The sequence below is a fragment of the Enterobacter cloacae subsp. cloacae ATCC 13047 genome, from assembly GCF_000025565.1.
GTDB classification, from domain to species: domain Bacteria; phylum Pseudomonadota; class Gammaproteobacteria; order Enterobacterales; family Enterobacteriaceae; genus Enterobacter; species Enterobacter cloacae.
Map to the genome: position 1 here is coordinate 3,710,269 of NC_014121.1, position 20,764 is coordinate 3,731,032.

A 20,764-nucleotide genomic window follows, 5' to 3' on the forward strand; every position below is an offset into this window, starting at 1 on the left:
CTCGCTGTTACTGCTGACGATTAGAGATACTGTTTTCCGGGTTGATGTGTTCACGACGTGAACGCGCAGGCGTCCAGTCAAGCGCGCCAATACGCACCAGATAAACCAGACCGGCCAGTAGCACTAAAATGAAAATTGCGGCCTCGACAAAGCCTACCCAACCACTTTCGCGGATGGAGGTCGACCATGCGAAAAGGTAAAGCGCTTCCACGTCAAAGATGACGAAGAACATGGCTACCAGATAGAACTTGGCAGACAGGCGTAAGCGAGCGGAACCTACTGAATCAATACCTGATTCGAAAGGGGTGTTTTTGTGCCTTGCGCGGGCGCGACCGCCCAGGAACCAGCCGCCGACTAACATCAGGCAGCACAGGCCAATGGCTACAATAAGAAAGATTGCGAATGCCCAGTGATGAGCGATGACTTCTGTGGATGTTGACATACTCATTGCTTACTCATCAAAAGTGATACCAACGACACTGCTCTTGCTGGCAGATGGGCATCACATCGATTCATGGGGAGGAACAAATAACCTTACACTAACTGTCAGAAATGAGACGTAGACAGCAAAATGATGGGGTTTTTTACTCCTTTCTATAACCTATTGTCAACTTTAACAAAGGTTTCTTCACATTAAATTACATCGAGCGATTCTCATTAACATTTGGTGCCCTTTAACCCTGGTGGTTACCTGACTTTTCGTCAAATGCATGTTGTTGAATCGTGTCCGTTTTGGAAGTAAAAAAAATAACCCTCCTATTTTGACAGGATTTGCCAACGATTCCTCCCCCTAAATGGGAGTATTTTCTTGATCTGAGACACGCTTTTGTTAATTCAACCAGTAAAACGGCAACATCTTTCCTGTTTTATTAACATGCCTGGCGCGGGAAGGAAGTGAGAAAAGAATTTGTTCAGAATTTAATCAACTGTATTTTACTCATTGATAATTAAGAACTCTTTTCATTTAACTCGCTTTAGCGGAGAGAATTTGTGCAAAAAAAAAGCCACTCCATGCGAAAATCGCGCGAGTGGCATTTTTTTACACTTACATTTTGTTACCAGAATTTTGAGCTCTCGATAACTCAAAGTCACCTTCAACGATCAGGGAGTCATCCCCCCCTTCGTGGGTAACATGCTCGAACTGCCACGGGTTATGGTAGTTCTCCATTGCTTCGAACACCACTTTCGCCAGCTCGTTGTTACTGGACGTGTTGTGGCACAGCAGATACTCCGTATCCGGCAGCGGAGGGAGTCCATCGGATTTTCCCAGCACCCGCAGATCCGGGCTCATCATCTCCACCGGACGCGCCGTTACGCCAAGGCCGGCTTTGACCGCTGCGCGAACGGCAGGCAATGTGGAGGCCACATACGCCAGTCGCCACGGAATGTTGGCCTCGTTGAGCGCCGCCAGCACCATATCGCGGAATGGGCTAGGATCGTCCAGTAAGACCAGAGGAACCGGCTCGCCTTGCTGAAGCACATATTCCGCCGCGCAATACCAGTGCGTAGGAGACGTTCGCAGCGTCAGGCAATCAAATTGGCCGGGACGATGCGTGGTGACCACGAGGTCAACCTCGTTCTCTTTTAACATCTCAATCATAAAAGCATTACGCTTCACGCTAACATCCAGCGCAAGCTTCGGATAAACCGAACTGATTCGATTAAGAAGGAACGGCAATATAGTATCCGCTGACTCATCAGATGCACCTAACGTTAGCACACCCTGAAGGTTGCTAAACATTAATGACATACATGCTTCGTCATTAAAGCGAAGTATTTTCCTGGCATAACCCAGTAGCTGAATACCGTGTTCCGTTAAGAGCTTATTACGGCCATGACGGGCAAAAAGCTCTTTACCAACCAGTTGTTCCAGACGCTGCATTTGCTGACTGACGGCGGACTGGGTTCGGCAAACTGCGGCAGCAGCTGCTGCAAAAGTGTTGAGGTCTGCGACCGCAACAAACGTTCTCAGCAGATCGAGGTCGAGATTCATTATCGGACGATTTGCATTTATCATATCTATTCACTTTCAGGTTGCTCGTGCGGAGCTGCCCGGGTTGAAGCTGTGTGTAACAGTTAAGCAATTCCTTCTGGAGTTTTCCCTCGCATCCCGGCCCGGCAGACTGCCTGACAGATAGTTATTGTGCTGCTTTAGTGTATATATCAACAGTCAGAAAGCACGTTTCATGACGTTATTTTTATTCTCTTAAACGTTCAGGATATTTAGATGATCGCAGGTTAATGTAAATTACATTAAAGGTATGACACCTTTTCTGCCATCTTTATCGCAGCGCTGTCAACGTTGCAGGTTGTGCTTTGCACACGCCAGCCAGAGATAACTCCAACAATAACAATCAATTAATTCAGAAAATCAGGGCAAGATATACAAATCACATACGTCTTTCCTCTGCTTTCCTTAAAGACATCTTAACTCAAATCCACTTTATTTATAAGTCTTATCGCAATATTCAGGATTAAAGGTTGTTGTTAGGCTTCTAAACTAATTTTATTAAAATTAACTAAAGTTGCATTTTGTAGGTTAATAATAAATAAATTTTAATTTAGATTAAGGCCAATCATTAATAACACTTAACATTAATTTCACATGAGCAACTTTTAACCAAAGCCTGCTATTACAGCGCGATCTATTGAAGCACTCAGATTTTACGAAAAGTCACTCAGGTAAACTTCCGCCTTAACCCTGGCCGCTATTTTATTTTTAATAGCACAATATGCAACAAAGATTAAAATTAACAGCACAATTAACCTAATAAAACGCTTTCATGCATAACTTTAGACCAGAAAATTTCAACGCAGGCAGCGAAAGAGATTCAACAGAATTTTTTCTATTGCACAAAATCTTCTTCTGTTTACCCTTCAAAACGAAGCGAGGGGGGAGTACATTGTTCCGTGCTGACTTCCACGGCAGGGAGCGGCAATAATAGCGAAAAGGTTAAAGGTTCATGTCCCCTATCGAAAAATCCAGCAAGCTAGATAACGTCTGTTACGACATCCGTGGCCCGGTTCTCAAAGAGGCAAAACGCCTGGAAGAAGAAGGCAATAAGGTTCTGAAACTCAACATTGGTAACCCTGCGCCGTTTGGTTTTGAAGCGCCGGACGAAATCCTGGTTGATGTGATCCGCAACCTGCCTACTGCACAAGGCTATTGTGATTCAAAAGGACTCTACTCCGCACGCAAAGCCATTATGCAGCACTACCAGGCACGCGGTATGCGTGACGTTACCGTTGAGGATATTTATATCGGCAACGGCGTCTCTGAGCTGATCGTGCAGGCCATGCAGGCATTGCTGAACAGCGGCGACGAAATGCTGGTACCCGCCCCGGATTACCCGCTGTGGACGGCGGCCGTATCACTCTCAAGCGGTAAGGCGGTGCACTATCTCTGCGACGAATCCTCTGACTGGTTCCCGGACCTCGATGATATTCGTGCGAAAATCACCCCGCGTACGCGCGGCATCGTGATTATTAACCCGAACAACCCGACGGGTGCCGTCTACTCTAAAGCGCTGCTGATGGAGATCGTGGAGATCGCCCGTCAGCATAACCTGATCATCTTCGCTGATGAAATCTACGACAAGATCCTGTATGACGCCGCGCAGCACCACTCTATCGCCGCGCTGGCGCCAGACCTGCTGACCGTCACCTTTAACGGCCTGTCTAAAACTTACCGTGTGGCCGGTTTCCGCCAGGGCTGGATGGTCCTGAACGGCCCGAAAAAACATGCGAAAGGTTACATTGAAGGGCTGGAGATGCTGGCTTCCATGCGTTTGTGTGCCAACGTTCCGGCTCAGCACGCGATCCAGACGGCGCTGGGCGGTTATCAGAGCATCAGCGAGTTTATCGTGCCCGGCGGCCGCCTGTACGAACAGCGTAACCGCGCCTGGGAGCTGATCAACGACATCCCTGGCGTCTCATGCGTGAAGCCTAACGGTGCGCTTTACATGTTCCCGAAAATCGACGCGAAGCGCTTCAACATTCACGATGATCAAAAAATGGTGCTTGATTTCCTGCTGCAGGAAAAAGTGCTGCTGGTTCAGGGCACGGCCTTCAACTGGCCATGGCCGGATCACGTTCGTATCGTGACGTTGCCGCGCGAAGACGACCTCGAAATGGCCATCAGCCGCTTCGGGCGATTCCTCTCCGGCTACCACCAGTAACACAAGCATTCTGCCGGGTGGCGCTGCGCTAACCCGGCCTTCAAAATCCGCAAATTTGCATCTTCCCTCCCCTCCCCGCACAATGAAGTCTGTCGCAGTGAAGACAAAAGGTAACCTATGAGTCAGAGTCATTTTTTTGCCCACCTCTCCCGCCTGAAACTCATCAACCGCTGGCCTTTGATGCGCAATGTGCGCACCGAAAATGTCTCAGAACATAGTCTGCAGGTTGCAATGGTCGCGCATGCCCTTGCGGCCATCAAAAACCGCAAATTCAACGGTCAGGTCAATGCGGAACGTATCGCGCTGCTGGCGATGTATCACGATGCGTCCGAAGTGCTGACCGGGGATCTCCCCACGCCGGTGAAATACTTCAATTCGCAGATTGCACAGGAATATAAGGCCATTGAGAAGATTGCCCAGCAGAAACTGATTGAGATGGTCCCGGAAGAGCTACGCGACGTCTTTGAGCCGCTGATTGACGAACATCAGTATACGGAAGAGGAAAAGTCACTGGTGAAGCAGGCGGACGCGCTGTGTGCCTATCTGAAATGTCTGGAAGAGTTGTCTGCGGGGAATAACGAGTTTTTACTGGCCAAAACGCGTCTGGAAAAAACGCTGGAATCCCGCCGCAGCGAAGAGATGGATTATTTTATGCAGGTGTTTGTGCCGAGCTTCCATTTATCGCTGGATGAGATCAGCCAGGATTCTCCGTTGTAATTTTTCGCCGGGTGGCGGCTTCGCCTTACCCGGCCAACGTTTCTGCGCTCACGCTAAAACGGGAATAACACCGGAATCAGCACCACACATACCAGCATCACCAGTATGGTGAACGGTACGCCAATCTTCACGAAATCGCTAAAGCGGTAATTCCCCGGCCCCAGTACCAGCGTGTTAACCGGCGAAGAGACCGGCGTCATAAACGCCGCAGAGGCCGCCATCGCCACCATCATTGCAAAGGGGTACGGCGACACACCCATCGATTTCGCCATCGCCAGTGCAATGGGCGCCATCAGCACCGCCGTGGCGGTATTGGAAATGAACAGCCCTATCGTGGCGCACATCACGAACAGGCACACCATCATCATATACGGACCGTATCCCCCGCCGATGTCCATGAGCCCTTTAACCACTAAATCCACCCCACCGGTTTTTTGCAGGGCAAGGGCGAATGGCATCATCCCGACAATCAAAATGATGCTTGGCCAGTGAATTGCTTTATAGGCGCTCTCGGCATCAATACAGCGAAACTTGCCCATTAACAGGCAGGCAATAATCGCCGCCACCGGGTTCGGGATCTCGTCGGTGAGCATTAGTGCCACCATCAGCACCAGACAAAAAATGGCGTGAGGCGCCTGGCTGTGGGCCGGAGAGGCATCGCTCTCCTCAACGGGCATGTTGAGTACCACAAAATCGCGGCCTTTTTGGCCGAGTTGGCTGATAAGCTTCCAGTTACCCACCACGAGAAAAATATCGCCCAGCAGGATAGGCTCATCCACCACGGCCCCTTCCATCGCCACGCCATCACGCTTCAGGCCGACGACATTAAGGCCGTAGCGGGTACGGAACCCCATTTCACGCACGGTTTTGCCCAACAATTCCGATTCCGGGATCAGCGACACTTCCGCCATACCCACATCCAGCGCCTGGTCGGAGAAATACTCTCCGCGTAGCACCATCGGCTCCAGCAGCTGCTCACTGCAAAACTCACGTAGATCGACCTCTGCGGTGGACATATCGATCAGCAGAACGTCACGCGCCCGGAATTCTGAGACCCCGTTCACGTTGACGATGACCCGGCGAAAGCGACGCCAGCGCTCCACGCCGATCACGTTCGCGCCATACCGTTCGCGCAGCTTCAGGTCATCCAGGCGCTGGCCGACCATTGGCGAACCGGGGCGAATAGCCAGACGGCGGGCGCGGCCGGCCAGACGGTACTCTTTGATCAGATCGCGGAAGGTGCGTCGTTTCCAGCCATCTTTAGTTTTGTCCTGCTTCTCGCCTTTCAGGGCGAAGCGAGTCAGCAGCATATACACCACACCCATCAACAAAATGACCAGCCCAAGCGGGGTGACGCTGAAGAAGCTAAAGCCCTCCAGCCCTTCACGTATCAGCTCGCTATTGACCACCAGGTTTGGCGGCGTGGCCACCAGGGTCATCATGCCGCTGATGAGCCCGGCAAAGCTCAGGGGCATCATCAGGCGCGACGGTGAGGTTTGCATCCGCATGGAGACGCTCAACACCACCGGGATAAAGATGGCAACGACGCCCGTCGAGCTCATAAAGGCTCCCAGCCCGGCGACCGTAAGCATGAGGTAGATCAGCATTTTGGTTTCGCTGTTGCCAGCCCCCCTCACCAGCCATGCCCCCACGAGTGTCGCCACGCCGGTGCGCACCAGCCCGTCGCCGATAATAAACAGCGCGGCAATCAGAATGACGTTAGGATCGCTAAACCCCGAGAAGGCTTCCGGCAGCGTGAGCGTACCGCTCAGCGCAAACGCAACGATAACAAACAAAGCGACGGCATCCATGCGCACTTTGCCTGTAGCAAACAGAATGATGGCGATTAAAAGCAGGCTGAGCACCCAAATCAGTTCACCGTTCACAACATGTCCTTGTCAGAGAGAGATGCGAAATTGTGCCATAAAAAAGCCCCAGCAGCGTGGGGCTAAATCATGGGATTACACTTTTAGCGAGACGGTTACAATACCGTCTGGCGCCTTAGCGATATCAAGCGCGGTCAGCGTATTGAGCACAAAGTCCGCCTCGTCCAGCCGGGGAGAATCGGCCGGTACGTTGACGGCGATAACGTGGCTGCCAGCGTTCAACCCGGCCAGCACACCCGCTGCCGCATCTTCCACCACCACGCACTCCGCCGGGGGGATGCCCAGCAGTTCTGCACCCAGCAAAAAGGCATCAGGCTCCGGTTTGCCGCGTTTCACGCGCTCAGCGGTAATGAACACGTCCGGCGTGGGTAAACCCGCCGCCTTATGACGAGCGTGAGCCACGGGAACCGAGCCGGAGGTGACAATGGCCCACGGAATTTGCGCTTCATTCAAATGCTCAAGCAGTTCACGAGCACCGGGTAACGCAGTAATGCCGTCCGTATCGGTGGCTTCAATGTGTTCCAGATATTTAAACTCTGCCTGAATTTCGTCCTCAGAGCGTCCCGCCAGAAAATGGCGGAGCGAGGTTATGGCCTGTTTGCCGTGGATAAAATTCAGCACGTCCTGATGGTCGATGCCATGTCTGTCCGCCCAATGGCACCATGAACGCTCTACAACCGGTAGCGAATCCACCAGCGTACCGTCCAGATCAAACAGAAAACATCTACACTGCACACGCACCTCCGTCAGGCATTAATGATTTGTTGAATTTCGTTGCTGCTTAAGTGGTACTGGCGCGGGCAGGCGTGCCATGCGCTCAGCATGCGCTGGTATTTTTCCCACATAGGGGTCTGCGCGTTAAAGCCGTGGGTGCCAGCATCAAAGTGCGTATAACGCCCTTCTGTATTCACCATAAAGCGGACATAGCTCAGATAGCGCGCTTCCGTTGCGGCATCAAAGCCTAAGAAAGTGACGCGGCGCTCGTCAATGGACTGCTGATCTTTCAGGTTGGTCCAGGACACGTGAAGCGCGTGGTACATCTCCATAATGTCGATCACGATGCGGCAGGTTTCTTCTTTCAGCTCGCCAAACTCGCGGTCCAGTTCACGCATCTGCAAACCAAAGCCGCGTTCGACGATGGTCTGCAGGCGGCTGTAGCGCTCAGCGTTATCGGGATCAAGCATAGTCATCATTTTGTACTGGTTGGACAAAATCAGACGTTGAGCATGGGTCATTTCCATCTTTCGACTCCTGTAGCGCATGGCACTTGAAAAAAAAGACACGGTAACGGTGTGTTACTGTGCCTTCTTTTATTAGTCGTTTCGATGATCAATCACAAATCATCGAGGAATGTTTTATCAAGTTGCTTAAAAGCTCGCTTAAGCGTGTCAGCCAGCGCCTGATAATCGGGCTTGCCTTCAACCGGAGCGAGTGCCTGACCGGCTTCTTCCAGTTTCCCGCGAACGTCATAAAACCAGTGTAAAACAGAAGGCGGCAGAGGTGTGATTGAACGCTTACCTAACCACCACAGCCCCTGCATCGGCAGGCTCAACGCAAAAAGCGCCGTCGCCACGGCAGGGCCGAGCTGTCCGCCCAGCGCAATTTGCCAGCAGAGGGTAAAAATAGCGACAGGAGGCATGAAGCGAATCGCGTAGCGCGTGGCGCGGATTGTGCGATTCTCAATGAACATGGGCGCAAGGCGTTTTTCCATCGGCCACGTCTTCGCGTAATGCTGTCCCCGACGAAACAGACTAAAAAAATTCACGGACGGGATCTCAGGTGTCGACATGGCATACCTCAACTTCACATATAAAAATTAAAATTTTCGTGCAAAACCACAACAAGCTATGACAACGTTCAAAATATTTTGTCATCACTACCCCGTATCGGGTATCCTGTGCCAGCCTGATAGGGCCGTAGACGAGAATCGTTAACTCGTCAAATTATCGCATATTATGCCATTGTCTGAAAAATGTTCAAAATGGCTTAAAATCATAGGTATTTCTTCCATCCTGCCAGAATGTTCGTTTGGCATGATGTTAATCATAAATGTCTGGGTCAGCATGCGTTACGCTTTTAGACTCTTTGACGTTTTTTTAGCCACGTATCAATTATAGGTACTTCCATGTCGAGTAAGTTAGTACTGGTTCTGAACTGCGGTAGCTCCTCACTGAAATTCGCCATCATCGATGCGCTCAACGGTGACGAGTACCTCTCTGGTTTGGCCGAATGTTTCCATCTGCCTGAAGCACGTATCAAGTGGAAGATGGACGGCAGCAAACAAGAAGCGGCTTTAGGTGCAGGCGCCGCTCACAGTGAAGCGCTGAACTTTATCGTTAACACTATTCTGGCACAAAAACCAGAACTGTCTGCTCAGCTGACTGCGATTGGTCACCGTATCGTCCATGGTGGCGAGAAATACACCAGTTCCGTCGTGATTGACGACTCTGTTATCCAGGGCATCAAAGACTCTGCATCTTTTGCACCGCTGCACAACCCGGCGCACCTGATCGGTATCGCTGAAGCGCTGAAATCCTTCCCTAATCTGAAAGACAAAAACGTGGCCGTGTTTGACACCGCGTTCCATCAGACCATGCCGGAAGAGTCTTACCTCTATGCCCTGCCATACAGCCTCTACAAAGAGCACGGTGTTCGTCGCTATGGCGCGCACGGCACCAGCCACTTCTATGTGACTCAGGAAGCGGCAAAAGTGCTGAACAAACCGGTTGAAGAAGTGAACATCATCACCTGCCACCTGGGCAACGGTGGTTCTGTTTCTGCAATCCGCAACGGTAAATGTGTTGATACCTCCATGGGTCTGACCCCGCTGGAAGGTCTGGTGATGGGTACGCGTTCCGGTGACATCGACCCGGCGATCATCTTCCACCTGCACGACACCCTGGGCATGAGCGTTGACCAGATCAACAAAATGCTGACCAAAGAGTCTGGCCTGCTGGGTCTGACCGAAGTCACCAGCGACTGCCGTTACGTTGAAGACAACTACGCAGAGAAAGAAGACGCTAAACGTGCAATGGACGTTTACTGCCACCGTCTGGCGAAATACATCGGCTCTTACACTGCGCTGATGGATGGCCGTCTGGACGCTGTTGTCTTCACCGGTGGTATCGGTGAGAACGCGGCAATGGTTCGCGAACTGTCCCTGGGCAAACTGGGCGTTCTGGGCTTTGAGGTTGATCACGAGCGTAACCTGGCTGCCCGCTTCGGCAAGTCTGGCTTCATCAACAAAGAAGGCACCCGCCCTGCTCTCGTTATCCCAACAAACGAAGAGCTGGTCATCGCGCAAGACGCGCACCGTCTGACTGCTTGATTCCACACCGCCAGCTCTGCTGGCGGTGCTGTTTTGTCACCCGCCACAATCAGGCGGTAACGAAAGAGGATAAACCGTGTCCCGTACTATTATGCTGATCCCTACCGGAACCAGCGTCGGCCTGACCAGCGTCAGCCTTGGCGTGATCCGTGCTATGGAACGCAAAGGCGTTCGTCTGAGCGTCTTTAAGCCAATCGCCCAGCCACGTGCCGGTGGCGATGCGCCAGACCAGACCACCACCATCGTTCGTAAGAACTCCAATCTGCCAGCGGCCGAACCGCTGAAGATGAACCACGTTGAATCTCTGCTCTCCAGCAACCAGAAAGACGTGCTGATGGAAGAGATCATCGCCAACTACCACGCCAATACAAAAGACGCGGAAGTGGTGCTGGTTGAAGGCCTGGTTCCGACCCGCAAACACCAGTTTGCCCAGTCGCTGAACTTCGAAATTGCGAAAACCCTGAACGCCGAGATCGTCTTTGTGATGTCTCAGGGCACAGATACCCCAGAGCAGCTTAAAGAGCGTATCGAACTGACCCGCAGCAGCTTCGGTGGTACTAAAAACACCAACATCACGGGCGTAATCGTCAACAAACTGAATGCGCCTGTGGATGAGCAGGGCCGTACGCGTCCTGACCTGTCCGAGATCTTCGACGACTCTTCCAAAGCGAAAGTCATTAAAGTTGACCCGGCTAAACTGCAGGAATCCAGCCCGCTGCCGGTTCTGGGCGCGGTGCCGTGGAGCTTCGATCTGATTGCCACTCGTGCCATCGATATGGCGCGTCACCTGAACGCCACCGTGATCAACGAAGGCGACATCAATACCCGCCGCGTGAAATCCGTGACCTTCTGCGCCCGCAGCATTCCGCACATGCTGGAGCACTTCCGTGCTGGTTCCCTGCTGGTGACCTCCGCAGACCGTCCAGACGTGCTGGTTGCTGCCTGCCTGGCCGCGATGAATGGCGTAGAAATCGGTGCTATCCTGCTGACCGGTGCTTACGAGATGGATCCACGCGTCAGCAAGCTGTGCGAACGCGCGTTCGCGACTGGCCTGCCGGTATTCATGGTTAATACCAACACCTGGCAGACCTCCCTGAGCCTGCAGAGCTTCAACCTGGAAGTGCCGGTTGATGACCACGAGCGTATCGAGAAAGTTCAGGAATACGTTGCAAGCTACATCAACGCAGACTGGATCGAATCCCTGACCGCAACCTCCGAGCGCAGCCGTCGTCTGTCTCCTCCGGCCTTCCGTTACCAGCTGACCGAGCTGGCGCGTAAAGCGGGCAAACGTGTTGTTCTGCCAGAAGGCGACGAACCACGTACCGTGAAAGCGGCCGCAATCTGTGCAGAGCGCGGCATCGCGACCTGTGTGCTGCTGGGTAACCCGGATGAGATTAACCGCGTTGCGGCATCCCAGGGTGTTGAGCTGGGTGCTGGCATCGAAATCGTTGATCCAGAAGTGGTTCGCGAAAGCTACGTTGCCCGTCTGGTCGAACTGCGTAAGAACAAAGGCATGACCGAAGCCGTTGCGCGTGAGCAGCTGGAAGACAACGTGGTGCTGGGTACGCTGATGCTGGAGCAGGACGAAGTTGACGGCCTGGTATCCGGTGCGGTTCACACTACCGCGAACACCATCCGCCCACCGCTGCAGCTGATCAAAACGGCTCCAGGCAGCTCTCTGGTTTCCTCCGTATTCTTCATGCTGCTGCCTGAACAGGTTTACGTTTACGGCGACTGTGCGATCAACCCGGATCCAACCGCAGAGCAGCTGGCTGAAATCGCAATCCAGTCCGCGGACTCCGCGATTGCCTTCGGTATCGAACCACGCGTCGCGATGCTTTCCTACTCTACCGGCACTTCTGGTGCAGGTAGCGACGTAGAGAAAGTGCGTGAAGCGACCCGTATTGCACAGGAAAAACGCCCTGATCTGATGATCGACGGCCCGCTGCAGTACGATGCCGCAGTTATGGCTGACGTTGCGAAATCCAAAGCGCCAAACTCCCCGGTTGCAGGTCGCGCTACCGTGTTCATCTTCCCGGATCTGAACACCGGTAACACCACCTACAAAGCGGTACAGCGTTCAGCAGACCTGATCTCCATCGGGCCAATGCTGCAGGGTATGCGCAAACCTGTGAACGACCTGTCCCGTGGCGCGCTGGTAGACGATATCGTCTACACCATCGCGCTGACGGCGATCCAGTCTTCGCAGCAGCAGTAAATAAGGTCTTGCCGGATGGCGCTAGCGCTTATCCGGCCTACAGGACCGTAGGCCCGGTAAGCGCTAGCGCCACCGGGCAACAAAAAGGCGACCCCACGGTCGCCTTTTTTATTTACAGCAGCTCTCGCGCCGCTGAAACAATGTCATGCGCCGTCAGGCCATACTCCTTCTGCAGGAAGTCCTGCGTCCCTACCTGACCATAACGCTCCTTCACCCCCACGCGACGCATCGGCACCGGGCAGGTCTCCACCAGCACTTCCGCCACCGCCGAGCCCAGCCCGTTGTGAATGCTGTGGTTTTCGCAGGTCACGATCCGCCCGGTTTTCTCGGCGTAGTTTTTCACCAGCATCCGGTCGATGGGCTTCAGGGTAAACATGTCTATCACTGCCGCGCTAACGCCCTCCTGCTCAAGCTGACGGGCCGCTTCCAGCGCTTCGGCCACCATAATGCCGTTGGCAATCAGGGTAATGTCGCTTCCTTCGCGCAGGACATTGCCTTTGCCGATGGTAAACGTTGAACCCGGGGCATACACGCTCGGCGCCTGCTTACGGATAGTACGTACCCAGTAGAACCCGTCGAGGTCGATAAGCTGGCGCAGTATGTCTTCAAACATCACCGCGTCAGTCACCTCCAGCACTACCGAATGCGCCAGACCGCGCACAATGCCCATATCCTCGAACGACATATGCGTCCCGCCGTTGTGGCAGGCCGTCACGCCCGCATCCGAGGCAATAACCTTCACGTTATTACGCTGGTAGTCCAGGGACATAAACAGCTGGTCGAAGCAGCGACGGCTGGCAAACGCGGTAAAGGTATGAACAAACGGCTTGCGGCCGGTGAGTGACAGCCCGGCCGCGGTACCGATCACGTTGGCCTCCATAATGCCGCAGTTGATCACATGTTGCGGATAATCGCGCGCCACGCCGTCCATCGCCATTGAGCTCATCAGATCCGCTTCCAGGGCGATGATCTCGCTCCCGGCTTCAATCTGTTTTGCCACAAAGCCCGCGTAAATCTTACGCATCTCTATGGCATCTTTCTGTCCTGCAGGTGCAACCTTAATCATGAGTTACCTCCAGCTGGCGGATCGCCTCGTCGAGGGCCGCTTTGCTCTCCGGGGTCAATCGCAGATGGTGCGAGTTACCCAGCTGTTCCAGATACGCCACTCCCTGTCCTTTGATGCTGTCGAGGATCACCACCCGCGGACGCGCATCCGCTGGCGGAACCGGTGCAGTGAGCTTCAGCTGTGCCGGGATGTCATCTCCTTTCACCGTCACCACGTCAAAACCAAAGGCGCGGAATTTCCCTTCCAGATCGAACGCGCAGATGATCTCATCCAGCTCGCCATCAAGCTGTTGTTTGTTCCAGTCCACAAATATCGTCAGGTTGTTAAGACGATGGTGGGCAATAAACTGGAACGCTTCCCAGCACTGCCCTTCGTTCAGCTCGCCGTCACCGACGATGCAAAAGACCCGATTTGACCGCCCGGCCAGCTTGTGCGACAGCGCCATGCCGCCCGCGATGGAGATCCCCTGGCCAAGCGAACCGGTCGTGGCATCCACACCGCGTGTTTTTAGCCGGTCCGGATGGCTTGGCAGGCGTGTGCCGTTCTGGTTAAGCGTGCTCAGCTCTTCCATCGGGAAATAGCCCTTAATCGCCAGCGTACTGTACAGGGCCGGTCCCGCATGGCCCTTCGACAGGACAAAGTAGTCTCGTTCTGGCCAGTCCGGGTCTGCCGGGTCAATTTTCATTACCGCACCGTACAGTACGGCCAGGGTTTCGACGACCGACATACTGCCGCCGTAGTGACCAAATCCCAGCTGCGTCAGCGATTTCAGGGTCTCGAGTCGAATTTGACGCGCGAGTTCGGTTATCTCATTCTCATTCATGATTTGGCTCCGGTTTTTTCCTGCGCATTACCACCCGCAGATTTGTTTTTCGCGAACACGTTGTACGCCACCAGCAGCGCGAACAACGCAACGACAAGCCCGGTGATGGCCAGTGGTGACAGGAAGCGCGCCAGGTTGCCAAGCACAATCCCGACGGCGCCGAAATCAGCGTCCGAGAAAGTGGTATTGGCAAAGCCAATGGCTCCCAGTACTGGCAGCAGCAGCACCGGCAGGAAGGTGATTAAGAGCCCGTTGGCAAAGGCGCCAATCATTGCCCCGCGACGTCCACCGGTGGCGTTACCAAACACGCCCGCGGTTGCGCCGGTGAAGAAGTGCGGCACCACGCCCGGCAGGATCAGCACCCAGTTAAACTGGCCGCAGATAATTAACCCCACGATCCCCCCGAGGAAGCTGAACAGGAAGCCAATCAGCACCGCGTTGGGCGCATACGGATAGACCACCGGGCAGTCCAGGGCCGGACGCGCATTGGGCACCAGTTTTTCTGAGAAGCCGGTAAAGGCCGGGACGATTTCTGCCAGAATCAGGCGTACACCCTGCAGGATGATGAACACCCCTGCGGCGAAGGTGATTGCCATGATAATGGCGTAGACCAGGTAGTTCTGACCTCCGCTGAAGGTCGCCTCGACGTATTCACGCCCGGCGCTCACCGCCATGATCAGGTAGATAATCATCATGGTCAGAGAGATGGAGATCGAGCTGTCACGCAGGAAGCTCAGGTTCTTCGGCAGGTTCATCTCTTCGGTTGAACGTGAACCTTTGCCGACCTTGCTGCCAATCCAGCCGGACAGCACGTAGCCCAGAGTGCCGAAATGGCCGAAAGCAATATCATCGTTGCCGGTAATGCGCTTCATGTAACGCTGCGCAATCGCCGGGAAGAAGGCCATGACCAGCCCGAGGATCAGCGACCCCGTAAAGACCAGACCTACCCCTTCAAAGCCCGCAACCGTGAGGATCACCCCAATCATGCACGCCATGTAGAACGTGTGGTGTCCGGTCAGGAAGATATATTTCAGACGGGTAAAGCGGGCGACGAGAATATTGGCCACCATACCAAACGCCATAATCAGCGCGGTCGAGGCCCCATATTTTTCCAGCGCAATGGAAACAATCGCTTCATTATTGGGGATAATGCCCTGGATATTAAAGGCGTGTTCAAACATACCGCCTAATGGATTTAATGACCCCACCAGCACGGTGGCGCCACCGCCCAGCACAATAAACCCGAGAATAGTTTTAATGGTCCCTTTTACAACGTCAGAAAAGGCTTTTTTCTGCGCAACGAGACCAATTAAGGCAATCAGGCCTACCAGCACGGAAGGGACTTTTAAAATATCGACAACGAAATTCAGCGTTTCAAGGATAAACATATCCACCTCGCCTTATCAGGGTTATTGTCTTTCGAACCAGGCACGCAGCTGCGCTTCAAGTTCGTTGATATCGATGATGTTGTTGATCACCACCAGCTGGTTTTCCGGCACGCTGGCGCTGGAGGCAATATCTTTCGCCATCACGAAAAGATCGGCCGCACCGGGCGTGGCTGAAGAGAGATCGGAGTGCTCAACCTCGGCGTCAATGTCCAGCTTCTTAAGCACTTTTTTAATATTCATTTCGACCATAAAACTACTGCCCAGGCCAGAACCGCATATAGCCATGATTTTCATTGTTGTCCCCTTTTTTGCGTAGAGTATGTCCCATCACGCTTGCGCGTAATGTGTGTGACGAGTCGGATTAAATAATTAAATCAGAAGCGGTCGATTATCGTTTTAATTTCCTCCAGGGTATTCGCCTGATGTAATTCCGCCATATCCTCATCGCTTGAAAATAATTCAGCCAGCGCAGAGATCATTTCGATATGGCTGTGTTTATCCGGTGCCGCCAGCATAACGATCACATCGACGGGATCAAATTCGCCTGCACCGAATGAAACGCCCTTCCTGAGTTTTAATAATGAGAGGCCCAGTCCTTTTGCCCCCTCTTCCGGCCGCGCATGCGGCATGGCCAGCCCTGGTGCCAGCACATAATAGGGTCCTAAAGTGTGGTGCTGCTCAATGATGGCCGTTACGTATTCCGGCGCAATGACCTGCAGCTCCAGCAACGGTTTCGCGCATATCTCCAGCGCCTGCGGCCAACTCTCAACGCTATCCTGCAGCGTGATGGTTGTATCATATATCCACTTTTTGAGCATTTTCCCTCCCGACATCGCGCTAAAGATGAACAAACTTTATTCAACGCATAACGAATTGGCTGCGATCGGGATCACAAAGATAGCGCTACCAAGATCTAACATTCAGAAGTGTGATAGCGCTATCAAATTAACATCCTGGCGCGAAATCACAGCAAAAAAAGGGATTTAAGGCGTATACTGCCTGTCACGTGAAGCGAAGGATGAAATGAGTGGCGTCCTGTCAGCAGGAAGGTGTATGTCTCTAACCCGAAAACGGCGCAGTACCGGTAAAGTGACACTTGCCGATGTCGCACAGCTTGCCGGTGTGGGCACAATGACCGTGTCCCGTGCTCTCCGCACGCCTGAACAGGTTTCCGATAAACTGCGAGAAAAAATAGAAGCCGCGGTACAAGAGTTAGGCTATATGCCCAATCTTGCAGCCAGTGCGCTGGCTTCGGCCTCGTCATGGACGATTGCGATGGTCGTCCCCAATCTTTCCGAAGCCGGTTGTTCAGAAATGTTCGCCGGGCTCCAGCAGGTGTTACAGCCCGCCGGCTATCAGATCATGCTGGCCGAATCCCAGCATCGTCTTGAACAGGAAGAGAAATTGCTGGAAACGCTGCTGGCGTCAAATATCGCCGCAGCGATTTTGCTCAGCGTCGAACATACCGACACCGTGCGTCACTGGCTAAAGAACGCCTCGATTCCGGTGATGGAGATGGGCGCCATGCGCGCCGATCCCATCGATATGAATATCGGGATTGATAACGTCGCGGCCATGTATGAACTTACGGAAATGGTCATCAAACGCGGCTACCAGAACATCGGCCTGCTGTGTGCCAACCAGGAGCAGTGGATTTTCCAGCAGCATTTGCAGGGCTGGTACAAAGCGATGCTGCGCCACCATATGTCGCCTAACCGGGTGATTAACGCCGCCATGCCGCCGAGCTTTTCGACGGGGGCCGCACAACTTCCTGAATTTCTGCTGGCGTGGCCGGAGCTGGATGCGCTGGTTTGCGTCTCAGATGAACTGGCCTGTGGCGCGCTGTACGAGTGCCAGCGCAGGCGTATCAAGGTGCCGGACGATTTGGCCGTGGTCGGGTTTGGCGACAGCGACGTCAGCCGTGTCTGTCAGCCGCCGCTGACGACGATGGCAGTACCCCATCGTAAGATTGGTATTGAAGCGGGACGTGCATTGCTGGAACGTCTGAATGACGGAGACTGGCGCGATCAGAAACCCATCGCATCCAGTCTGTGTCTGAGGGAGAGCTGCTAAAGCTTATTCGGCCTCTTCTTCTTTCTCAGATTTAGTCGATTCGTTTTTGGCGTTGCGGGTCATCCACAGCGCCAGTGCTTTTAACGAATCCGGCGTGAACTCGTCACAACGCGCGGTGATCTCTTCCGGCGTCATCCAGCTCACTTCGCTTACTTCTTCTTCCTGCAGGGCGAACGGCCCGTGGGAAACGCAGCTAAACAGCCCGCCCCAGACACGGCAATGTTCGTCTTCAAAATAGAACTGTCCATGCTCGGCAAACGGTACGCCCGCAATGCCTAGCTCTTCTTCCGCTTCACGGCGTGCGGAATCCAGCAGGACTTCATCCGCCTGAACGACACCGCCCGCAGTGGCATCCAGCATACCAGGGAGAAAATCTTTGGTGTCCGTGCGGCGTTGAACCAAAATTTTGCCCATGCCGTCATGAACAACAATATACGTCGCACGATGACGCAGGCGTTCAGCGCGCATTTGTTCGCGGCTGGCCTGCGCGATCACTTCATTCTCTTCGTTGACAATGTCAACCCACTCTGTACTTGCCAAATGACTCTGCTCCACCATCGGGAAACCTTCTCGTCTAAGCGCTCTTACGGCGCGTTTACAGTTGAGGTGTAACTTACGGATTAATCGCTACCTGTGCAATAACTTGCTGATCATTAAGTGCGATAACGCTTAACGTATGCTCATCAAGCATGCCATAGCTCGCCGGGTATCCGCCTTTCGGGATGCTGACCGAACCTGGGTTGAAGTGATAAATCTCCCCGCGTTTTTCTGCTACCGGAATATGAGTATGGCCGTAAACCAGGACATCGCCAGCGGCCAGCGCCGGGAGATTATCCGGGCTAAAAAGATGACCATGGGTGAGGAACAGACGGCATTTTTCCAGCAGCACCTGTTGCCACGGAGCGGTCATGGGGAAGTGCAGCAGCATCTGATCCACTTCGCTGTCGCAGTTACCGCGCACGGCGATAATGCGCGAGGCATACGGGTTGAGTTTTTCCGCCACCTGTGCAGGGGCATAGCCTTCCGGCAATGCGTTACGTGGGCCATGGTTCAACACGTCGCCCAAAATAACCAGCCACTGCGCCCCACTTTGTGCGAACAGGGAAAGAACGCGCTCGGTCGCGGGCAGCGATCCATGGATATCCGACGCAAACATCAGTTTCATCAGTCACTCCTCAGAAAAACAGACTGCCCTTATCATACCTTAAGCGCCAGGGCTTATCAGCCGACGCGCTTAGCGGAGAGTGCCACATAGCGCTGCACCGACGCACGTTGCCACTGGAAAGTGGCGTAATCCACCAGCAACTGGGGGACGTCATCGCCGTTAAGGATCAAGCGGTTCAGCATCAGCGCCAGGTCGGTATCGGCAATACACCATTCGCCAAACAGGTTCGGGTTACCGTGGGCCAACAGCGAGGTGGCGGTGTCAATCAGCTTTTGCGCGCTCTGCGCCCCCTCAGTACTCAGGGCGGGCTTTTTCACACCCGCAAATACCACATCCGTGGAGCGTTCAACGCGAATCGGCACCAAATCGCTGCGTAGCCACGCCTGGATTTGCCGTGCCCGGGCCCGCTTTTGCAGATCGTGAGGATAAATACGCTCCCACTCTGGTGGCGCGAACCGATCTTCCAGGTATTCATCGATCGCCGACGATTCACTCAGCGCGAAGCCATCAATGTCCAGTACCGGCACGCGCCGGGTCAGATCGTAACCCTGCCACTGCGGTTTCAGGTGTTCACCGCCGTCCAGATCAACGGTTTTCAGGCTAAATGACAGCCCTTTTTCCGCCAGCGCCACGTACACGCTCATGACATAGGGTGAAAAGAATTGGGCATCGGACCACAACGTGATTACAGGCTGGTTCATAACATCCTCATCGGCTGATCGGTATTCCCTCAACATATAGTCTCTTTACGCCGCTGTCACTTGATGAAAACTCACGATTTTGCACAACCACCTATACTGATTGGTCATGGCATTACACTTCACACTGACAGGAGTTGAGAATGATCGACCTTTATTACGCCCCTACTCCAAACGGCCATAAGATCACCCTCTTTCTTGAAGAAGCCGAGCTGGAATACAGGATCATCCGCGTGGATATCAGCAAAGGCGATCAGTTCAGGCCTCTCTTTCTGGCCATCTCACCGAACAACAAAATCCCGGCCATCATCGATAACCTGCCAGCTGATGGCGGCAAACCGTTGAGCCTGTTTGAATCCGGGGAGATTTTGCTCTATCTGGCGGAGAAAACCGGCAAACTGCTGAGCGAGGAACTGCGCGAGCGTCACCACACGCTACAGTGGCTGTTCTGGCAGACAAGCGGCCTGGGCCCGATGCTGGGGCAGAACCACCACTTTACCGCTTACGCGCCACAACCCATCCCGTATGCGATAGAGCGCTATCAGGTGGAAACGCAGCGGCTGTACGGCGTACTGAACCGTCGTCTGGAAAAATCACCGTGGCTCGGGGGCGATCATTACAGTATCGCCGATATCGCCTGCTGGCCGTGGGTCAATACCCATGAACGTCACCGTATTGATTTAGCCTCTTACCCGGCGGTTAACAACTGGTTTGAACGTATCCGCACCCGCCCGGCGACCGAGCGTGCGATGAAAAAAATCCAGGAGATTTAGGCCTGCGCCCGGTTGGGCGCGTGTCAGGCTCTCATGTATTATGGGGAGGAAATACTGACACGGAGAAGACCTGCAATGTCGCAGCATGACGCTATTATTCGTATAAAAAATTTACGCTTACGTACTTTTATCGGTATCAAAGACGAGGAGATCGCCAACCGTCAGGATATCGTGATTAATGTGGTTATCCACTATCCGGCAGACAAAGCGAGAGGCAGTGAAGATATCAATGACGCGCTGAACTATCGCACGATTACGAAAAGCATCATTCAGTACGTGGAAAATAACCGATTCTCTCTGCTGGAAAAATTAACTCAGGATGTGCTCGACATCGCACGCGAACATCACTGGGTCACTTATGCTGAAGTAGAGATCGATAAACTTCACGCCCTGCGTTATGCCGACTCCGTCTCCATGACGTTAAGCTGGCAGCGCCGGGCGTAAACCTGGA

21 protein-coding genes are annotated in these 20,764 nt (G+C 53.5%); 7 read left to right on the plus strand and 14 right to left on the minus strand.

Translation table 11 applies throughout. The features are described 5' to 3' along the window. Positions 1–7 precede the first annotated feature (7 nt). Positions 8–448 carry an NADH-quinone oxidoreductase subunit NuoA gene (nuoA, locus tag ECL_RS18025; RefSeq protein WP_014171000.1) on the minus strand — a complete coding sequence of 147 codons (441 nt, stop codon included), beginning with the start codon at positions 446–448 and terminating at the stop codon, positions 8–10. 597 nt (positions 449–1,045) lie between these two features. Continuing rightward, positions 1,046–2,017, minus strand: a complete 972-nt coding sequence (gene lrhA / locus ECL_RS18030; RefSeq protein ID WP_044157921.1) for a transcriptional regulator LrhA — start codon at positions 2,015–2,017, stop codon at positions 1,046–1,048. Positions 2,018–2,963: 946 nt separating this feature from the next. Here lrhA and alaA point away from each other — a divergent pair. Both alaA and yfbR read left to right on the plus strand, forming a co-directional pair. Continuing rightward, the gene (alaA, locus tag ECL_RS18035) at positions 2,964–4,178 is read left to right on the plus strand and encodes an alanine transaminase AlaA (protein WP_013098109.1); all 1,215 of its coding nucleotides are present in this window, start codon (positions 2,964–2,966) and stop codon (positions 4,176–4,178) included. Positions 4,179–4,295: 117 nt separating this feature from the next. Beyond that, positions 4,296–4,895 (plus strand): 5'-deoxynucleotidase, encoded by a 600-nt coding sequence (yfbR, locus tag ECL_RS18040; protein WP_013098110.1) that lies wholly within the window; start codon positions 4,296–4,298, stop codon positions 4,893–4,895. A 53-nt stretch (positions 4,896–4,948) separates the two neighbouring features. On the opposite strand, the gene ECL_RS18045 is transcribed toward yfbR, so the two are convergent. The 4 genes from ECL_RS18045 to yfbV all read right to left on the minus strand — a co-directional run bounded on the left by ECL_RS18045 (position 4,949) and on the right by yfbV (position 8,570). Beyond that, positions 4,949–6,781 (minus strand): SLC13 family permease, encoded by a 1,833-nt coding sequence (locus ECL_RS18045; protein ID WP_013098111.1) that lies wholly within the window; start codon positions 6,779–6,781, stop codon positions 4,949–4,951. Between the two features lie 75 nt (positions 6,782–6,856). Beyond that, positions 6,857–7,516 carry a sugar phosphatase gene (locus tag ECL_RS18050; protein WP_013098112.1) on the minus strand — a complete coding sequence of 220 codons (660 nt, stop codon included), beginning with the start codon at positions 7,514–7,516 and terminating at the stop codon, positions 6,857–6,859. An 11-nt stretch (positions 7,517–7,527) separates the two neighbouring features. Continuing rightward, on the minus strand, positions 7,528–8,022 hold the full coding sequence (locus ECL_RS18055; protein ID WP_013098113.1) for a YfbU family protein: 495 nt from the start codon (positions 8,020–8,022) through the stop codon (positions 7,528–7,530). Positions 8,023–8,114: 92 nt separating this feature from the next. After that, on the minus strand, positions 8,115–8,570 hold the full coding sequence (yfbV, locus tag ECL_RS18060) for a terminus macrodomain insulation protein YfbV (protein ID WP_013098114.1): 456 nt from the start codon (positions 8,568–8,570) through the stop codon (positions 8,115–8,117). A gap of 336 nt (positions 8,571–8,906) precedes the next feature. On the opposite strand from yfbV, the gene ackA reads away from it, so the two are divergent. Both ackA and pta read left to right on the plus strand, forming a co-directional pair. Beyond that, positions 8,907–10,109: an acetate kinase gene (gene ackA / locus ECL_RS18065; RefSeq protein ID WP_013098115.1), complete on the plus strand. Its 1,203-nt coding sequence runs from the start codon at positions 8,907–8,909 to the stop codon at positions 10,107–10,109. 76 nt (positions 10,110–10,185) lie between these two features. Further along, positions 10,186–12,327 carry a phosphate acetyltransferase gene (gene pta, locus ECL_RS18070; RefSeq protein ID WP_013098116.1) on the plus strand — a complete coding sequence of 714 codons (2,142 nt, stop codon included), beginning with the start codon at positions 10,186–10,188 and terminating at the stop codon, positions 12,325–12,327. A gap of 112 nt (positions 12,328–12,439) precedes the next feature. On the opposite strand, the gene ECL_RS18075 is transcribed toward pta, so the two are convergent. The 5 genes from ECL_RS18075 to ECL_RS18095 all read right to left on the minus strand — a co-directional run bounded on the left by ECL_RS18075 (position 12,440) and on the right by ECL_RS18095 (position 16,422). Beyond that, a complete protein-coding gene (locus ECL_RS18075; RefSeq protein WP_013098117.1) occupies positions 12,440–13,393 on the minus strand; it encodes a transketolase family protein in 954 nt (317 codons plus the stop codon). Further along, a complete protein-coding gene (locus ECL_RS18080) occupies positions 13,386–14,216 on the minus strand; it encodes a transketolase (RefSeq protein ID WP_013098118.1) in 831 nt (276 codons plus the stop codon). The genes ECL_RS18075 and ECL_RS18080 overlap by 8 nt, the downstream gene beginning before the upstream one ends. Then, positions 14,213–15,604: a PTS ascorbate transporter subunit IIC gene (locus tag ECL_RS18085; protein ID WP_013098119.1), complete on the minus strand. Its 1,392-nt coding sequence runs from the start codon at positions 15,602–15,604 to the stop codon at positions 14,213–14,215. The genes ECL_RS18080 and ECL_RS18085 overlap by 4 nt, the downstream gene beginning before the upstream one ends. Before the next feature lie 21 nt (positions 15,605–15,625). After that, entirely contained in the window at positions 15,626–15,898 is a 273-nt protein-coding gene (locus ECL_RS18090) for a PTS sugar transporter subunit IIB (RefSeq protein ID WP_013098120.1), read from the minus strand. An 80-nt stretch (positions 15,899–15,978) separates the two neighbouring features. Continuing rightward, positions 15,979–16,422: a PTS sugar transporter subunit IIA gene (locus ECL_RS18095; protein ID WP_013098121.1), complete on the minus strand. Its 444-nt coding sequence runs from the start codon at positions 16,420–16,422 to the stop codon at positions 15,979–15,981. Between the two features lie 235 nt (positions 16,423–16,657). Here ECL_RS18095 and ECL_RS18100 point away from each other — a divergent pair, with 235 nt between their 5' ends. Further along, positions 16,658–17,677 carry a LacI family DNA-binding transcriptional regulator gene (locus ECL_RS18100; RefSeq protein WP_013098122.1) on the plus strand — a complete coding sequence of 340 codons (1,020 nt, stop codon included), beginning with the start codon at positions 16,658–16,660 and terminating at the stop codon, positions 17,675–17,677. 3 nt (positions 17,678–17,680) lie between these two features. Here the strand turns inward: ECL_RS18100 and yfcD are convergent, their stop codons facing one another. Genes yfcD through yfcF form a run of 3 tightly spaced genes read right to left on the minus strand, consistent with a single transcriptional unit; the run spans position 17,681 to position 19,543 of the window. Then, positions 17,681–18,235 (minus strand): NUDIX hydrolase YfcD, encoded by a 555-nt coding sequence (gene yfcD / locus ECL_RS18105; protein ID WP_013098123.1) that lies wholly within the window; start codon positions 18,233–18,235, stop codon positions 17,681–17,683. A 55-nt stretch (positions 18,236–18,290) separates the two neighbouring features. After that, the gene (gene yfcE, locus ECL_RS18110) at positions 18,291–18,842 is read right to left on the minus strand and encodes a phosphodiesterase (RefSeq protein ID WP_013098124.1); all 552 of its coding nucleotides are present in this window, start codon (positions 18,840–18,842) and stop codon (positions 18,291–18,293) included. A gap of 56 nt (positions 18,843–18,898) precedes the next feature. Then, positions 18,899–19,543, minus strand: coding sequence for a glutathione transferase (gene yfcF, locus ECL_RS18115; protein ID WP_013098125.1), 645 nt, complete (start codon positions 19,541–19,543; stop codon positions 18,899–18,901). Between the two features lie 140 nt (positions 19,544–19,683). Here yfcF and yfcG point away from each other — a divergent pair, with 140 nt between their 5' ends. Both yfcG and folX read left to right on the plus strand, forming a co-directional pair. Next, positions 19,684–20,313, plus strand: a complete 630-nt coding sequence (gene yfcG / locus ECL_RS18120) for a GSH-dependent disulfide bond oxidoreductase (RefSeq protein ID WP_013098126.1) — start codon at positions 19,684–19,686, stop codon at positions 20,311–20,313. Positions 20,314–20,388: 75 nt separating this feature from the next. Further along, complete coding sequence (folX, locus tag ECL_RS18125; RefSeq protein ID WP_013098127.1) at positions 20,389–20,757, plus strand: dihydroneopterin triphosphate 2'-epimerase; 369 nt, start codon at positions 20,389–20,391, stop codon at positions 20,755–20,757. Positions 20,758–20,764: the final 7 nt, after the last annotated feature.

Coding starts and splice junctions, on each gene's coding strand:
- folX (WP_013098127.1), top strand. CDS start 20,389: ATGTCGCAGCATGACGCTATTATTCGTATAAAAAATTTACGCTTACGT.
- nuoA (WP_014171000.1), bottom strand. CDS start 448: ATGAGTATGTCAACATCCACAGAAGTCATCGCTCATCACTGGGCATTC.
- ECL_RS18055 (WP_013098113.1), bottom strand. CDS start 8,022: ATGGAAATGACCCATGCTCAACGTCTGATTTTGTCCAACCAGTACAAA.
- ECL_RS18095 (WP_013098121.1), bottom strand. CDS start 16,422: ATGCTCAAAAAGTGGATATATGATACAACCATCACGCTGCAGGATAGC.
- lrhA (WP_044157921.1), bottom strand. CDS start 2,017: ATGATAAATGCAAATCGTCCGATAATGAATCTCGACCTCGATCTGCTG.
- alaA (WP_013098109.1), top strand. CDS start 2,964: ATGTCCCCTATCGAAAAATCCAGCAAGCTAGATAACGTCTGTTACGAC.
- yfbR (WP_013098110.1), top strand. CDS start 4,296: ATGAGTCAGAGTCATTTTTTTGCCCACCTCTCCCGCCTGAAACTCATC.
- yfcF (WP_013098125.1), bottom strand. CDS start 19,543: ATGAACCAGCCTGTAATCACGTTGTGGTCCGATGCCCAATTCTTTTCA.
- ECL_RS18075 (WP_013098117.1), bottom strand. CDS start 13,393: ATGATTAAGGTTGCACCTGCAGGACAGAAAGATGCCATAGAGATGCGT.
- yfcD (WP_013098123.1), bottom strand. CDS start 18,235: ATGGTGGAGCAGAGTCATTTGGCAAGTACAGAGTGGGTTGACATTGTC.
- yfcE (WP_013098124.1), bottom strand. CDS start 18,842: ATGAAACTGATGTTTGCGTCGGATATCCATGGATCGCTGCCCGCGACC.
- ackA (WP_013098115.1), top strand. CDS start 8,907: ATGTCGAGTAAGTTAGTACTGGTTCTGAACTGCGGTAGCTCCTCACTG.
- yfcG (WP_013098126.1), top strand. CDS start 19,684: ATGATCGACCTTTATTACGCCCCTACTCCAAACGGCCATAAGATCACC.
- yfbV (WP_013098114.1), bottom strand. CDS start 8,570: ATGTCGACACCTGAGATCCCGTCCGTGAATTTTTTTAGTCTGTTTCGT.
- ECL_RS18100 (WP_013098122.1), top strand. CDS start 16,658: ATGTCTCTAACCCGAAAACGGCGCAGTACCGGTAAAGTGACACTTGCC.
- ECL_RS18090 (WP_013098120.1), bottom strand. CDS start 15,898: ATGAAAATCATGGCTATATGCGGTTCTGGCCTGGGCAGTAGTTTTATG.
- ECL_RS18080 (WP_013098118.1), bottom strand. CDS start 14,216: ATGAATGAGAATGAGATAACCGAACTCGCGCGTCAAATTCGACTCGAG.
- ECL_RS18085 (WP_013098119.1), bottom strand. CDS start 15,604: ATGTTTATCCTTGAAACGCTGAATTTCGTTGTCGATATTTTAAAAGTC.